Source organism: Bacillus cereus group sp. MG1 (assembly GCF_040460035.1).
Lineage (GTDB): Bacteria > Bacillota > Bacilli > Bacillales > Bacillaceae_G > Bacillus_A > Bacillus_A cereus.
Genome location: NZ_JARVGY010000001.1, coordinates 1731249 through 1745864, shown reverse-complemented (window position 1 = coordinate 1745864; position 14616 = coordinate 1731249). Strand labels below are relative to the sequence as shown.

Sequence of the window (14616 nt, the reverse complement as noted above, 5' to 3'; positions counted from 1 at the left end):
CTTACATCATTTACTTGTGTTAGTTTTTGGGAAAGACGGGAATTTATACTTAAAAATTGAAAGTTCATAAAGAAAAGGAAGAGTAGTGAAAGCCTCTTCCTTTTTAGCATTTTAATTTGTTTTTTGTTCTTTAATAGACTTCACTAATTTCATCATTTCCGCTCGTATATCTTCTCTTTTTACATTTAATTTTTCGGCAATTTGTTTAATGTCCATTCCATCTTTTTTCATTTTTAATACATCATCAAGAGGGGTATTGCTTTTTTGAGAGATGATTGTTAACACAGTAAGATGACGCAATTTGATGTTATATTCTTTCATTTTTTGCTTTAGCTGATCAGGTGTGGATTTTTGCATAGTTGCTAACTGTTGTAGCAGTGCTTGCTTTGTTTCTTTATTCATATGATGCTTTTTCAGCTTACTTGGATCTACACCGAAATGCTCGGCTGTTTTCTCCCAAGATTTATTTTGCTTATAGTAAGCTAAAACATCTTTTATTTCTTTATTACTAATTCTTGCAATATGAGCAGCTTTCCAAATTTCATGTTTGTTATAGCCGAGTTTTTCTAGCGATTGCATTTCTTCTTCTGGAATTGGTTTATGGTGATGCATTGTTACTTCTTTTGGTGTGGCAGCGGATGTAGGGAAGGTGGATATCCCGCATAATAATGCTGCCATAGTCATACAAACAGCGATTTTTTTGTACATGTAAACTCCTCCTAGATGGATAATGTAGAAAACTGTACATATATCATTTCCATAAAATGTGAAATACTTGTGAACAAATCAAGTTTTTTTATTCACAGTATGAAATGACGTTTTTAGAAGTTTTCCAACATAAAACATTGATTAATAGTAAAAAACTAAGGTATAATCGAAATTGAAAATCAATATCAATGATGACGATAAACTTATACATATAGATAAAAATAAGGGAGAGATAAATATGACTACATATACTTCCATCGCTAATGTGATTAAAGAAAGACGCTCTGTTCGTACATTTACAGACAAAGCAGTAGAAAAAGATTTATTAATTGAACTATTAAACGATGCAACATGGGCACCAAATCATAAGCACCGTGAACCATGGAATTGTAAACTATACATCGGAGAAGGCCGCAAGAAATTAGTAGATGCAGTATTAAACTCTTTTACGGAAGAAGAAAGAGCGAAACGCGGTAAAATTTTATCAGATCGTTTTTTAAGCACGCCTGCACAAATCGTTGTATATATAAATGAAGATCCGCGTCAAATTCAACGTGATGAAGATTATGCTGCAACATGTGCATTCATGCAAAACTTCCAACTTCTTGCTTGGGAACGCGGATTAGGTTGCGTTTGGAAATCAGGCGGATTAAACTACAATCCATTATTTATAGAAGGAATCGGTTTAACAAGAGGCCAACGTATCGTTGGAATTCTTCATATCGGCTATTTCGATAAAGCGCCAGAAGGAAAAGCACGTACTCCGATTACGGAGAAGATGGAGATTATTGAAGGTTAATAGATGAGACATTCTCGTTTTTGCGGGGGTGTCTTTTTATTATGCAATCAATCCTCATGAAAGCTTGTTCTTCATCATACACTTTCTTAAGGGAAAGTGTAAGGAGGGAAAATAATGAGAGCAAGTGACGATAAAGCACTGCAATATGCGATTGCGGAAATTACGGAAATTGCGACTGGATTTGGGCTTGATTTTTATCCGATGCGTTATGAAATATGTCCAGCGGAAATTATTTATACATTTGGTGCATATGGGATGCCGACAAGGTTTTCACATTGGAGTTTTGGAAAACAATTTTTCAGAATGAAATTACAATACGATTTAGGACTTAGTAAAATATACGAACTCGTTATTAACTCTGATCCATGTTACGCCTTTTTATTAGATACGAACTCTTTAATTCAAAACAAATTAATTGTAGCGCACGTTTTAGCACACTGTGACTTCTTCAAAAATAATATTCGTTTTTCAAATACGAAGCGAGATATGGTAGAGAGTATGGCCGCAACAGCGGACCGTGTGAAAGCTTATGAGCATAAGTATGGAAAAGCAGAGGTAGAAACATTTTTAGATGCCGTACTTGCCATTCAAGAGCATATTGATCCGTCGCTTATGCGTCCGAAGCTCGCATGGAGTATTGATGATTTAGAAGAGGAAGAAGTAGAAAAGAAAAAGGTATCGCAATACGATGATTTATGGAATTTAGATAACCGAAATAAAAAACAAGAGCGCTCTAATATACGTAAAAAGAAGAAAATCCCACCGCAACCAGAGAAGGATTTACTTCTCTTTATTGAAGAATATAGCCGTGAGTTAGAAGATTGGCAGCGTGATATATTAACGATGATGCGCGAAGAAATGTTATATTTTTGGCCGCAGCTTGAAACGAAAATCATGAACGAAGGCTGGGCATCCTACTGGCATCAACGCATACTTCGTGAAATGGACTTAACCTCTGATGAAGCAATTGAATTTGCGAAACTAAATGCAGGTGTCGTTCAGCCATCAAAAACAAGTATTAATCCATACTACCTCGGTATTAAAATCTTTGAAGATATTGAAGAACGGTACAACAATCCGACTGAAGAAATGAAACGACGAGGCGTAAAACCAGGATCTGGCCGTGACAAAATCTTTGAAGTACGCGAAATCGAATGGGATGTATCGTTTTTAAGAAACTACTTAAACAAAGATCTCGTAATGAGAGAAGATATGTACTTATTCCAGCGCCAGGGAAAAGAATATAAAGTAATAGATAAAGAGTGGGAACATGTACGTGATCAGCTCGTAAATATGCGTACAAATGGTGGATTCCCGTATTTAGTAGTAGAAGATGGAGACTACTTAAAGAACGGAGAATTGTACATTAAACATAGTTACGAAGGAATTGAGCTCGATTTAAAATATTTAGAAAAAGTATTACCATATCTTCATCAGCTGTGGGGAAGAACGGTGCATATGGAGTCGATTGTGGAGAGTAAGGGTGTTGTGTTTTCTTATGATGGGAAGATGGTGCATCGGAAGTATGTGTGAGGGGAAGAACGGACATAGGATACTGTGTCCGTTCTTTTTATTTGGAACCAAGTTAAATATGCTATTCTTGAAAAAAGGGAGTTATATAGAGAAATGGAGTGATTTAAATGAGCAAAATAGGGGTATGTAAGGTTGATATTACGCCGCCTGTAGGTATTGATTTTGTCGGATATCATAGAGAGACAGGAATAAATAATATTGAAGAGCGTATTTATGGGACAGTTTTTGTATTTGAAAAAGATGAAATGAAAACTGTGTTTATAAGTATCGATAATATTGGGATGTTAGTAGAAGATACGAATATGATTCGTGAGCGAGTAGCAAGTAGCCTTCATGTGCCATTTGAGCGAATAACGGTTGTTTATACTCATACGCATTCCGGTCCAGAGACAGTCGGTGATGATCCGCTAGTGCAGTCGTATAAAATGATTTTAGTAAATAATGTAGTACATGGTGCTGTTACTGCAAATAACAATTTAAAGCGATGCGAAGTTGGATGGGGTGTTACGACAGGTGATATCGGTGTAAACCGACGAGAGAGAACATCTGATGGAAAAGCAAAGATGGGAACAAATATAGATGGTGTTGTCGATAAACGAATTGGCATGTTAGCAATAAGAGATGCTGAAACGAAGGAGTTATCTGGGGTTTTAGTGTTTTGTACTGCGCATCCGAATGTTTTAAAAGGTGATAGTGATGAATTATCAACGGATTATCCTGGAATGACGAGAGAGATTCTAGAGAAGTTAGTGAACTGTCCTATTATTATCGTTCAAGGTGCCGCTGGAAATGTGAATGCGAAATATCGCGGTTCAAGGGAAGCGTTAAAACAAATGGCTTACATACTTAGTGGACATGTATTAACGATGTTACCAACAGTTACATATAGTCCAATTGTAAAATTAAGGACAGTTTCAAGTATGATGCAAATGAAGTTGAAGGATATTCCTGAAATTGATGAGATACGAAGCATGGCTCGATTAGCCGAGAAGCAGTGGGGCGTGAATACGGATGAATGGCTTGCTATCGTATTAGAGAAATATAGGCAAGGTATTCGGAAGTTACGTATAGATTTAGAAGTTCAACTGTTTCAAGTTAATGATGGTATGTTTTCAGGTATACCGATGGAACCTTTTTCAGAAACTGCCTTAGCAATGAAAGAGAGCCTTCAAAATGAATTGGCTTTCTTTGGTGGATATATGAACGGATATCTTGGTTATTTACCGACAAAAGACGAATATGCATATGGCGGATATGAAGTAGAATTAAGTCCTATTGTGTATGGAACAGTTACAAATTTGTTAATGCCACCGGGAGAGAATACTGCGGAGTTGATTGTGAAAAAGGTTATGGATTTATGTAATAGGGTGAAACTTTAATGAGACAGATTTTTGAACGCAGAGTAAAGAATATGACTCATTGTTTGATTTTGTTAAGTCAATGTAATTAATAATGATAATCATTATTAATTACATTGACTTCTAAAAAAAGAAAAACTAGAATTTATAAAGGGATCTTCAATTGTTCGCTATCATTTGTATAGGAGGTAAGTTATGTTGGATAGCTTTATTTCTATAAGATGTAGGTTGGCTCTTTATAGTTTTGGTGTTCTTTTTATCTTTTTTTGTACAGTATTTTTGGTGAATCAGAAGGTGTATGCAGAAGATGTACCGTGGACATCAGTTTCAAATGAGGGAGAACGTGTACTTTTTCAAGAACAATCTTTGTATAGTAATGATCGAAGGGGAGAAGATCTTGTTTCACCTTCATTTGAAGGGCGTAAACATGGTGGGGAAGATTGGGGATACTTATTAAGAGACAGTAATTTTAATTATCCATCTAATATCCTTACACATTCTGTAATAGGAAGAGATGATCGAATTAGAGTTACTAATACAACTTTGTATCCTTATAGGGCTATAGTACACTTAGTAATTCAATTTAATGGACAAGAGGTTTATGGGTGTACAGGAGCGCTAATTAGTAAAGATACAGTATTTACAGCTGGGCACTGTGTTTACAATAAAAAGCTTGGTGGATGGGCAAAAAATGTTATTGTGACTCCTGGTAGAAATGGAGACCAAGCACCGTATTTGCCTTATAGTTGGACAAAGCTTTATTCAGTAAGTGGATGGACTGATGATGGAGATTCGGAATTTGATTATGGAGCCATTAAATTAAATGGATCTCCTGGAGATTATACAGGTTGGTTAGGATATAGAACTACTAATGTAGAGTCTCCAAAGGGATTACTCGCAGTAGTTCCAGGGTATCCATGTGATAAAGTAGGAAATGAAAAATATACTATGTGGACAGATTATGGACCAATTGAAGGCACTAGTCCTAGAATTTTAACATATAGGATGGACACTTATGGATGTCAAAGTGGAGCACCTGTATATCATGACTATTCTCGTACGGGTGTAACAATAATAGCTACCCATACAGTAGGAAGTAATTCTTGGAATTCTGGAAACCGGGTGACAGACGATGTTTTTAATAATCTTAAAAAATGGTCTGAATAAATATAATAAGCTTTTATGGATTTTATTTTGTGTATTGGTCATAATCGTAATGACTAGTTATATAGTAAATAATGAAAAGAAGTTTAGTAAGGTTGTTAATTCTGTAACTTTTCACGTGAAAAATAAAGAAAAACAGCCAATAAAAGATTTTGAAATTATACTTATGAAAGACGAATCACCTGAACCCAGTAAAGAAATTGGGATCTCAATAGGGAAAACAGACGAAGAAGGAAAAGTTATTTGGAGGAATGTGAGAAAGGGAAAATATATCGTATTTTTGCCAAATAACGAGACGCAGATGGTTATGATTAATGATAGAGATGCAACGAAAAAAATAAATATATCATTGTAGAAAAAGAGTCCATTGGGATTCGTTTTCTCAGGTTGTGGCATTAAAGAATTTTACGTGGAATGGATTTAACCTTATGTGAAGAAGCTATTGATTTTGAAAATTTAAATACAGGTGTATTTAAATTTTCAAAACACGTATTTATACATTGGTTTAATCGTGCAGAAAGTTATAGAACTATACGCAAAAGAACTTGGAGGTATCTAAGTTCTTTTTTATTTGTTTCAAATTTGTGAAAGAAAGACATACTGATTGAAATTAAATTTTTTATACTCTATCATATACCCATACAGGTATAGGTTTTTGTTTAATGCATGAGGAAATTAAATAATAAATAACATGGAGGTTTGAAATATGTCTAGAAAAATTGTTGTAGTAGGCGGAGTTGCTGGCGGGGCATCAGTAGCTGCAAGGCTTCGTCGTTTAAGTGAGGAAGATGAAATTATTATGGTTGAACGCGGTGAATACATTTCGTTCGCAAACTGTGGATTGCCATATTATATTGGCGGTGTCATTACAGAAAGACAAAAGTTATTAGTACAAACTGTTGAAAGGATGTCAAAACGTTTTAATTTAGAGATACGTGTATTGAGTGAAGTTGTAAAGATTAATAAAGAAGAGAAAACAATTACGATAAAGAATGTAACTACAGATGAAACATATAACGAGGAATATGATGTTTTGATTCTTTCACCAGGGGCGAAACCAATTGTTCCACCTATTCCGGGCATTGAAGAAGCGAAGGCGTTGTTTACGTTACGAAATGTACCTGATACAGATCGTATAAAAGCGTATATTGATGAGAAGAAACCACGTCATGCGACGGTTATTGGTGGAGGATTTATTGGAGTGGAAATGGTTGAGAATTTAAGAGAACGCGGGATTGATGTTACTCTTGTAGAGATGGCGAATCAAGTAATGCCACCAATCGATTATGAAATGGCAGCATACGTACATGAACATATGAGAAATCACAATGTTGAGCTTGTTTTAGAAGATGGTGTAGATGCGTTAGAAGAAGACGGGGCTATTGTACGTTTAAAAAGTGGCTCAGTTATAAAAACAGATATGATTATTTTAGCAATTGGTGTACAACCAGAGAGTAGTTTAGCGAAAGAGGCAGGATTAGCATTGGGAGTTAGAGGAACGATAAAGGTAAATGAGAAATTTCAAACATCTGACCCATATGTATATGCAATTGGTGATGCGATTGAAGTGAAAGATTTTGTTACAGAAATAGAAACGATGATTCCTTTAGCGTGGCCAGCTAATCGTCAAGGTCGCATGTTAGCAGATATTATTCATGGTCATACGGATTCTTTATATAAAGGTACGATGGGAACTTCTGTGGCTAAAGTTTTTGATTTAACAGTTGCTTCGACTGGAGTGAATGAGAAAATATTAAAACGACTAAATATACCCTATGAGGTAGTACATGTACAGGCAAATTCTCATGCGGGATATTATCCGAATGCTACGCCTGTGCTAATAAAATTAATTTTTAATAAAGAAAGCGGAAAAATTTATGGAGCGCAGGCGTTAGGGCGTGATGGTGTAGATAAGCGTATTGATGTTATTGCAACGGCAATGAAGGCAAACTTAACTGTAATCGATTTGCCGGATTTAGAATTATCATATGCCCCGCCCTATTCTTCTGCAAAAGACCCAGTAAACATGGTGGGGTATGCGGCAAGTAATATAGTAGATGGTTTTGTGGACACAGTGCAATGGCATGAAATAGATCACATTGTTAAAAATGGTGGATATCTTATTGATGTTCGAGAGCCTAATGAACTAAAACAGGGAATGATTAAAGACTCTATTAATATTCCGTTAGATGAATTACGTGATCGATTGGATGAAGTGCCAATGGACAAAGAAATATATATCACTTGCCAACTTGGTATGAGAGGGTATGTTGCAGCGCGCATGTTAATGGAAAAAGGATATAAGGTAAAGAACTTAGATGGTGGCTTTAAATTATACGGAACAGTAGTACCAGAACGTGTTGTATATTAATATTTTTTCATCTTCCACTTCAAAATTTGGTGGAAGATGAAAGCCTATATAGTAAGGTTTCACTTCTTGTTTTGTGAACATATAAGATAAATATTAAAAATAGGGGTTTACAAAATACCCTATAGGGTATAATATATTGTCATAGGTTATAAATAGTGACATAATGGTAATGAGGTGATTATAGAATGGAATATAATCAAGATATGAAAAATAGATTGAAACGTATTGAAGGTCAAGTTCGTGGTGTACTTCGTATGATGGAAGAAGGAAAAGATTGCCGAGAGGTTATTACACAGTTAACGGCATCTCGTTCTGCACTTGATCGTACAATTGGACTTGTTGTTGGGACAAATTTAGAGCAATGTTTGCGTGAGCAGTTTGAAAGCGGTAATGCTTCAAATGAAGAGTTAATTAAAGAAGCTGTTCAATTACTTGTAAAAAGCCGATAATCTGTCAGACATAATTGTTGACAGATTTTCAAAAACATTTTAATATACCCATACAGGTATATGTATATAAGTTGTGGAGGAATCAATTATGAGTATAAAAGTGGATATGAGTTTAGATTGTAAAGGGTTGGCTTGTCCGATGCCGATTGTGAAAACGAAGAAGGAGATAGAAGGATTAGCACCAGGGCAAGTAATTGAAGTTCAGGCAACAGATAAAGGATCTACGGTAGATATAAAAAGTTGGGCGGGTAAAGTAGGACATCAATATATCGGGACGAAACACGAGGATAATGTATTGGTGCATTATGTTAGGAAAGCAAACGAGCATGAAGTGAATGAAATTGTGAAATATCCACATACAATTACGAATGCAGAATTACAGTCTATATTGTCTCATGGAGAAGAGAGCATTGTATTAGATGTTCGCGAAGCAGCGGAATTTGCTTTTGGTCATATTCCATCCGCCATTTCAGTACCATTAGGTGAATTAGACAGCGCAGTATTAGATAAGACGAAGCAAATTTATGTTATTTGCCGAACTGGTAATCGCAGTGATATAGCTTGCCAAATGTTGAAAGAGAAAGGTTATTCAAATGTGAAAAATGTCATTCCAGGTATGTTAGAGTGGCAAGGGAATATAGAGAAATAAATTTTTTTGAATAAAAATATACCTATGGGGGTAATAGAGTGAGTGTTAAACCGTTACAAGCAAAAGATGTGGCAGAGAAAGTGTTATTCGGAGAGTTATTCATTTTAGATGTTCGTAATGAGGCGGATTATGAAGATTGGAAAATTGAAGGGAAACAAGTTTCTTCTATTAATAGACCTTACTTTGACTTGTTAGATGGTGTAGATCATATTGTAAGTGAATTACCTAAAGATAAAGATGTTTTAGTAGTATGTGCAAAAGAAGGGTCTTCTATATTTGTGGCAGAGCAATTAACAGAGGCTGGATTAGAAAATATTTATTATTTAGCTGGTGGCATGAAGGCTTGGAGTGAATATGTAAAGCCTATAAAAGTTGGAGATTTAAAAAATGGTGGAAGTATGTATCAGTTTAACCGCCTTGGAAAAGGCTGTTTATCTTATATGGTCGTTTCAAATGGTGAAGCAGCAGTTATTGATGCAGTAAGAACAGTTGAAGCATATGAAGAATTTGCGAAAGAGCATGGCGTTACGATTACGAATGTAATGGATACACATTTACATGCAGACCATATTTCCGGAGGACGTAAGTTAGCGGAAAAGGTAGGTGGTACGTATTGGTTACCACCAAAAGATGCAGAGGAAGTTGTTTTCTCATACGAACCGCTTGTTGAAGGATCTGTTATTACGGTGGGGGGTACTAAAATTGTAATTGACGCATTATACTCACCAGGGCATACGATTGGAAGTACGTCATTCATTGTAGATGATTCTTATTTATTATCAGGCGATATTTTATTTGTAGATTCAATTGGGCGTCCTGATCTTGCTGGTAAGGCTGAAGATTGGGTGAGTGATTTACGTAATACTTTGTATAGCCGATATAAAGAGCTATCTCAAAATTTAGTTGTGTTACCGGCTCATTATTCAAAAATAAGTGAAATGAACGAAAGTGGTATCGTTAGTGCAAAATTAAAAGATTTATTTGAGCATAATGCAGGATTAAATATTGAGGATGAGGGAGAGTTCCGTAAAGTTGTAACAGAAAACTTACCACCTCAGCCAAATGCATATGAAGAAATTCGTCAAACGAATATGGGGAAAATTCATCCGAGTGTGGAAGAAGAGCGTGAAATGGAGATTGGCCCAAATCGTTGTGCAGTGCATGAGTCATTATAAAAATAACAAATTGGAGGAATTGATGATGAATATAAAACAAGTATTAGATGCGAAAGGTTTAGCATGTCCAATGCCGATTGTAAGAACGAAGAAAGCGATGGATACTTTGCAAACTGGAGAAGTGTTAGAAGTGCATGTAACGGATAAAGGATCAGTTAAGGATATTCCAGCGTGGGCAAATAAAGGTGGTCATGAAATCGTAAAGCATGTAGAAGAAGCTGATGTGCTGAAATTTTGGATTAAGAAGGCGTAGTAAAGAAATAATTTTATAAATGTAGAGGGGGAGTTATATGAACACAATATTAAGTACGCTTTTCATGGTACTTGCTACATGGTTTGTTATTTCGCGCTTTTTACCAGTGAAAGGTGTGCAAAATATCAGCGGAAAAGAATTAAAGAATATAGTGGAAAAAAAGGGGAAACAACTTATCGATGTTCGTACAGTAGGTGAATATAGAGGAAATCATATGAAAGGATTTCAGAATATCCCGTTAAATGAGTTAGCTAGTAGAGCAGGTCAGTTAGATAAAAATATGGAAGTAATCGTTATTTGCCAAAGTGGAATGAGAAGTAAGCAAGCTGCAAAGATGTTGAAAAAACTAGGGTTTCAGCAAGTAATAAACGTTTCAGGTGGTATGAATGCTTTGTGAGGAGGGACTTTAAAATGAAAGAAATGACAGCAAAAGAATTAGAAGAAAAATTGTTACGTAAAGAAGCAGTAAATATCGTGGACGTACGTGAAGTAGAAGAAGTAGCCGAAGGGAAAATTCCAGAAGCGTGTAATATTCCACTAGGACTATTAGAGTTTCGTATGCATGAGTTGGATAAAAAGAAGGAATATATTATCGTTTGTCGTTCTGGCGGAAGAAGTGCACGAGCAGTTCAGTTTTTAGAGAGCTACGGTTTTCAAGCAATTAATATGGTAGGTGGTATGTTAGCATGGGAAGGTAAAGTCGTATAGTACAGGGATACATGATTTGAGCCTTTTTATAAATGATAAAATACCCCTATAGGTAATCGGAGGGAGAACAACATGGAACAACAGAAGAAAACAACAATCGTTTTATTTAGCGGAGATTATGATAAAGCAATGGCTGCTTATATTATTGCAAATGGTGCAGCGGCGTATGATCAAGAGGTAACTATTTTTCATACTTTTTGGGGATTAAATGCTTTAAGGAAAGATGAGCATGTGAAGGTAAAGAAAACTTTTATAGAAAAAGTGTTTGGAAAAATGATGCCACGCGGTGCGGATAAGATGGGATTATCAAAAATGAATTTTGCAGGTATGGGACCAAAGATGATTAAAGGTATTATGAAAAAACATAATGCGATGCCTTTACCAGATTTAATCGATTTGGCGAAAGAACAGGGGATTAAACTTGTCGCTTGTCAAATGACAGTAGATTTATTAGGGTTAAAAGAGGAAGAGATTATGGAAGGGGTAGAGTTTGCAGGAGTAGGAGCTTATTTAGCAGATGCTTCGGATGGGAATGTAAACTTATTCATTTAATTCATCTTCTTTCTAGAAGGGAGGGGATGTAAGATGAGCTTAGTCGTATTACTTTTTATAATTGGATTTATAGGATCGTTTATATCAGGAATGGTTGGAATTGGCGGTGCGATTATTAATTATCCGATGATCTTATACATTCCGGTATTGCTAGGATTTTCTGGCTATACATCACATGAAGTGAGCGGTATTACAGCGGTACAAGTATTCTTTGCAACTTTTGCAGGCGCTTGGGCATACCGGAAAAGTAATGACATGAATAAAACGTTAGTTATGTATATGGGAGCTAGTATATTAATAGGAAGCTTCATAGGGAGTTTCGGTGCTAACATATTAGAGGAACATACAGTCAATGTTGTTTATGCAGCATTAGCTACAATTGCAGCTATTATGATGTTTGTACCGAAACAAAATAATAGTGGAGATGTGAAGTATAATAAATGGTTAGCAAGCTTGTTAGCGTTCGTTGTAGGGGGAGCTTCAGGCATTATAGGAGCTGGAGGTTCGTTCCTTTTAGTTCCCATTATGCTAGTTATTTTAAAATTACCACTGCGCATGACGATCGCAACATCTATCGCTATTACGTTTATTTCCTCAATAGGGATTACTACAGGAAAAATGGTTACTGGGCAAGTAGTTATCATTCCAGCTCTAATTATTGCGGTTGCCAGTATATTTGCTGCGCCACTTGGAGCACGAGTCGGGAAGAGGCTAAATCAAAAAGTACTGCAATATGTATTGTCCACTTTAATTGTAGGCACTGCTGTTAAAATGTGGATCGATATGATATCAAAATAAAAGGATGGTGCTGCTTACAGCCCATCCTTTTATTTATTGCCCGTAAACCTAACGGATTATAGTTTTACTTTATGCCCAAATAACTTTCATTAAGTTTTTATATTCGTCATTTGCTAATTTATATAGCATTCTCGTATGTTCAAAGACAAGTGCTGGATTAAAGTTTGGTTCTGAGAATGCAAGAGATGTTGAAATATCAATTGCATTTTGCTTATTTAATGTGAATTTTGCAAAGCGATAAGATGTATTTAATTCATTGATGACATGTAAAATATCATTTGTTGATGTTGCATCAGGCACGTGAGCAACATTGAAGCAGTATATATCCACCGTAGGATGTTCGTTTTGGAAAGCAGCGATAAGTTGAATCTTTGCGCCAGCTTCAGTCTCTAATCCTACTGAAAAATGAACAGAGCCATCATTTTCATCTATATTTTCTTCCATGTATATATCGTTAGATTTTAAGTAGTCTTTAAAATCTGAGATGTTATGTTTTACTGCAGCTTTCATATGTATGAGCCCCCTGATAATTGGAATAGATTGCTACTATTTATTATAATTTAAAAATATTAAAAAAGATAGTTAGAAAGTTCTGATTTTTATATTTGGAAGAATAAAAAGAAGCGGTTCTCTACCTCCATAGAGAACCGCTTCTATATTATTCATTGTCATTAGACGATGTTTCTGTATCTTCACTGCTATTTTTGTTCTTATTTTTCACTTCATTGTTATTTGATTCGCGTTCACTTGAATTTTCAGACTTAGATTCTTTTGTCTTTTTCGAATCAGAGTTTGAGTCAGACTTTGTATATGCAGGTAGCCCAAGATGAGTACGAAGTTCATTTGTAACATTAGCTAATTCTTTTTTATCTGGATTGTAGTAGTAAGTTCGACCACCACCAGCAGATTTGCTACAAGTATCGTCACCTTTTGCCATATAGCAATCATCACCTTGGATTTGTAATTTCTCAATTTCCGAATCCGATCCATATTTATAGAATGAAAGCATATCATCAAATGTTAAGTTTGTAACGAATTGTCCGTTAATATCATCAATGATGTTGCCAACTTTTGTTACAGAACCAACACTTGTTAGTTTCTTTAAAATAGCTTCGATAACGAGTTGTTGACGTTGTCCACGCATTGCATCACTATCGATGTGTCTTGTTCTAGCAAGAGCAAGAGCTTCTTCGCCATTTAACTTTTGAACACCTTTTTCTAGGTGAATTGCCTCTGCATTATCATTGCTATCTTGCTCAGTAAATTCAACTGGTACATCAACTTCAACACCGCCCAAGTCATCGACGATTTTTATAAATGATTTAAAGTTGAATTTTACAAAATAATCGACAGGAACATTCATTAATTTTTCAACTGCATCAATGCTTGCTTGTGGTCCACCATTTTTTCCGTTTTTAGCAGAACCGAATGCATGAGCGTGTGTAATTTTATCTTTTTTCTTTTCTATTGGAATATAAGTATATGTGTCACGTGGGATACTTAATAGTTTAACAGTTTTGCTATCTTTATTAAAAGTTGCAAGTAAAAGCGCATCTGTTCTTATAGCGTCACCATATTCTTTTCCTCGGACATCGCTTTCATCAACACCCATTATTAAAACAGAGACATTGTTCGTAATAGGTTTAACAGCTTTATCACGTAAATCAGATTTATCACCGCGTGCTAAATCGTGTGCGGCATTTCGAACAGCAGAAGATGCTTTATTTACTAAAAACCAAGTATAACCGCCGCCTATTAATAAAACGAATAGTATAGCGCTTATAATAACTTTTATTTTTTTCTTATTTTTTTTCGGGTTACTGCGTGTATTTTCTTGCAAAGATGGGTTTTGCTCCATTTCCTGTACTCCTTCATTTGGATTGAAATACGACACTCATATCCACTTATTATAATGAAATTTAGCGAAAAAAAACATTACAAATCATTTACATTTCGTAAAAATTCAATTTATTTATAAAAAGTCAGATTTTCTATATATTATTTGTCAGATGTAGAATAAGTATAAGGGCTTTTAGTAGAAATGAAAATATATATTATGAGAAAGTGATAGGGAAGTAAGATTTGTTGAAATATAGCCA

17 protein-coding genes are annotated in these 14616 nt (G+C 35.4%); 14 read left to right on the top strand and 3 right to left on the bottom strand.

Annotated elements, in window-relative coordinates:
* Positions 1-111 precede the first annotated feature (111 nt).
* A complete protein-coding gene (locus QCI79_RS09065) occupies positions 112-708 on the bottom strand; it encodes a hypothetical protein (RefSeq protein WP_000276967.1) in 597 nt (198 codons plus the stop codon).
* 238 nt (positions 709-946) lie between these two features.
* Between QCI79_RS09065 and QCI79_RS09060 the strand changes: the two genes are divergently transcribed.
* From QCI79_RS09060 to QCI79_RS08995, 14 genes are all read left to right on the top strand, one after another.
* Positions 947-1507 carry a nitroreductase family protein gene (locus tag QCI79_RS09060; RefSeq protein WP_000214819.1) on the top strand — a complete coding sequence of 187 codons (561 nt, stop codon included), beginning with the start codon at positions 947-949 and terminating at the stop codon, positions 1505-1507.
* 114 nt (positions 1508-1621) lie between these two features.
* Entirely contained in the window at positions 1622-3040 is a 1419-nt protein-coding gene (gene spoVR, locus QCI79_RS09055; RefSeq protein ID WP_001202700.1) for a stage V sporulation protein SpoVR, read from the top strand.
* A 107-nt stretch (positions 3041-3147) separates the two neighbouring features.
* Positions 3148-4419 carry a neutral/alkaline non-lysosomal ceramidase N-terminal domain-containing protein gene (locus QCI79_RS09050; RefSeq protein ID WP_000034549.1) on the top strand — a complete coding sequence of 424 codons (1272 nt, stop codon included), beginning with the start codon at positions 3148-3150 and terminating at the stop codon, positions 4417-4419.
* 174 nt (positions 4420-4593) lie between these two features.
* The gene (locus QCI79_RS09045; RefSeq protein WP_000887282.1) at positions 4594-5565 is read left to right on the top strand and encodes a trypsin-like serine peptidase; all 972 of its coding nucleotides are present in this window, start codon (positions 4594-4596) and stop codon (positions 5563-5565) included.
* Positions 5531-5917 (top strand): DUF2606 family protein, encoded by a 387-nt coding sequence (locus tag QCI79_RS09040; RefSeq protein WP_000478587.1) that lies wholly within the window; start codon positions 5531-5533, stop codon positions 5915-5917. Before QCI79_RS09045 ends, QCI79_RS09040 begins: the two co-directional genes overlap by 35 nt.
* 351 nt (positions 5918-6268) lie before the next feature.
* The gene (gene cdr, locus QCI79_RS09035; RefSeq protein WP_000087605.1) at positions 6269-7933 is read left to right on the top strand and encodes a CoA-disulfide reductase; all 1665 of its coding nucleotides are present in this window, start codon (positions 6269-6271) and stop codon (positions 7931-7933) included.
* A 185-nt stretch (positions 7934-8118) separates the two neighbouring features.
* Positions 8119-8382 carry a metal-sensitive transcriptional regulator gene (locus QCI79_RS09030; RefSeq protein ID WP_000456205.1) on the top strand — a complete coding sequence of 88 codons (264 nt, stop codon included), beginning with the start codon at positions 8119-8121 and terminating at the stop codon, positions 8380-8382.
* A gap of 88 nt (positions 8383-8470) precedes the next feature.
* Positions 8471-9031 carry a sulfurtransferase TusA family protein gene (locus QCI79_RS09025; protein ID WP_000023994.1) on the top strand — a complete coding sequence of 187 codons (561 nt, stop codon included), beginning with the start codon at positions 8471-8473 and terminating at the stop codon, positions 9029-9031.
* Positions 9032-9069: 38 nt separating this feature from the next.
* Positions 9070-10206, top strand: coding sequence for an MBL fold metallo-hydrolase (locus tag QCI79_RS09020; protein ID WP_000114057.1), 1137 nt, complete (start codon positions 9070-9072; stop codon positions 10204-10206).
* Positions 10207-10228: 22 nt separating this feature from the next.
* Positions 10229-10459, top strand: a complete 231-nt coding sequence (locus QCI79_RS09015) for a sulfurtransferase TusA family protein (RefSeq protein WP_002100774.1) — start codon at positions 10229-10231, stop codon at positions 10457-10459.
* Positions 10460-10496: 37 nt separating this feature from the next.
* Positions 10497-10856 (top strand): rhodanese-like domain-containing protein, encoded by a 360-nt coding sequence (locus tag QCI79_RS09010; protein WP_001092326.1) that lies wholly within the window; start codon positions 10497-10499, stop codon positions 10854-10856.
* 14 nt (positions 10857-10870) lie between these two features.
* Positions 10871-11167, top strand: a complete 297-nt coding sequence (locus QCI79_RS09005; protein ID WP_000661796.1) for a rhodanese-like domain-containing protein — start codon at positions 10871-10873, stop codon at positions 11165-11167.
* A gap of 72 nt (positions 11168-11239) precedes the next feature.
* Positions 11240-11719, top strand: coding sequence for a DsrE/DsrF/DrsH-like family protein (locus tag QCI79_RS09000; protein WP_000437728.1), 480 nt, complete (start codon positions 11240-11242; stop codon positions 11717-11719).
* Between the two features lie 33 nt (positions 11720-11752).
* The gene (locus tag QCI79_RS08995; protein WP_000060715.1) at positions 11753-12517 is read left to right on the top strand and encodes a sulfite exporter TauE/SafE family protein; all 765 of its coding nucleotides are present in this window, start codon (positions 11753-11755) and stop codon (positions 12515-12517) included.
* Between the two features lie 69 nt (positions 12518-12586).
* On the opposite strand, the gene QCI79_RS08990 is transcribed toward QCI79_RS08995, so the two are convergent.
* The gene (locus QCI79_RS08990; RefSeq protein ID WP_000642362.1) at positions 12587-13027 is read right to left on the bottom strand and encodes a hypothetical protein; all 441 of its coding nucleotides are present in this window, start codon (positions 13025-13027) and stop codon (positions 12587-12589) included.
* Between the two features lie 148 nt (positions 13028-13175).
* Positions 13176-14375 carry an LCP family protein gene (locus tag QCI79_RS08985; protein ID WP_000437430.1) on the bottom strand — a complete coding sequence of 400 codons (1200 nt, stop codon included), beginning with the start codon at positions 14373-14375 and terminating at the stop codon, positions 13176-13178.
* Positions 14376-14616 lie beyond the last annotated feature (241 nt).

Bases quoted from the DNA above. Each gene is read 5' to 3' on its own strand.
- QCI79_RS09065 (WP_000276967.1), bottom strand. From the start codon at position 708: ATGTACAAAAAAATCGCTGTTTGTATGACTATGGCAGCATTATTATGC.
- QCI79_RS09060 (WP_000214819.1), top strand. From the start codon at position 947: ATGACTACATATACTTCCATCGCTAATGTGATTAAAGAAAGACGCTCT.
- spoVR (WP_001202700.1), top strand. From the start codon at position 1,622: ATGAGAGCAAGTGACGATAAAGCACTGCAATATGCGATTGCGGAAATT.
- QCI79_RS09050 (WP_000034549.1), top strand. From the start codon at position 3,148: ATGAGCAAAATAGGGGTATGTAAGGTTGATATTACGCCGCCTGTAGGT.
- QCI79_RS09045 (WP_000887282.1), top strand. From the start codon at position 4,594: ATGTTGGATAGCTTTATTTCTATAAGATGTAGGTTGGCTCTTTATAGT.
- QCI79_RS09040 (WP_000478587.1), top strand. From the start codon at position 5,531: ATGTTTTTAATAATCTTAAAAAATGGTCTGAATAAATATAATAAGCTT.
- cdr (WP_000087605.1), top strand. From the start codon at position 6,269: ATGTCTAGAAAAATTGTTGTAGTAGGCGGAGTTGCTGGCGGGGCATCA.
- QCI79_RS09030 (WP_000456205.1), top strand. From the start codon at position 8,119: ATGGAATATAATCAAGATATGAAAAATAGATTGAAACGTATTGAAGGT.
- QCI79_RS09025 (WP_000023994.1), top strand. From the start codon at position 8,471: ATGAGTATAAAAGTGGATATGAGTTTAGATTGTAAAGGGTTGGCTTGT.
- QCI79_RS09015 (WP_002100774.1), top strand. From the start codon at position 10,229: ATGATGAATATAAAACAAGTATTAGATGCGAAAGGTTTAGCATGTCCA.
- QCI79_RS09010 (WP_001092326.1), top strand. From the start codon at position 10,497: ATGAACACAATATTAAGTACGCTTTTCATGGTACTTGCTACATGGTTT.
- QCI79_RS09005 (WP_000661796.1), top strand. From the start codon at position 10,871: ATGAAAGAAATGACAGCAAAAGAATTAGAAGAAAAATTGTTACGTAAA.
- QCI79_RS09000 (WP_000437728.1), top strand. From the start codon at position 11,240: ATGGAACAACAGAAGAAAACAACAATCGTTTTATTTAGCGGAGATTAT.
- QCI79_RS08995 (WP_000060715.1), top strand. From the start codon at position 11,753: ATGAGCTTAGTCGTATTACTTTTTATAATTGGATTTATAGGATCGTTT.
- QCI79_RS08990 (WP_000642362.1), bottom strand. From the start codon at position 13,027: ATGAAAGCTGCAGTAAAACATAACATCTCAGATTTTAAAGACTACTTA.
- QCI79_RS08985 (WP_000437430.1), bottom strand. From the start codon at position 14,375: ATGGAGCAAAACCCATCTTTGCAAGAAAATACACGCAGTAACCCGAAA.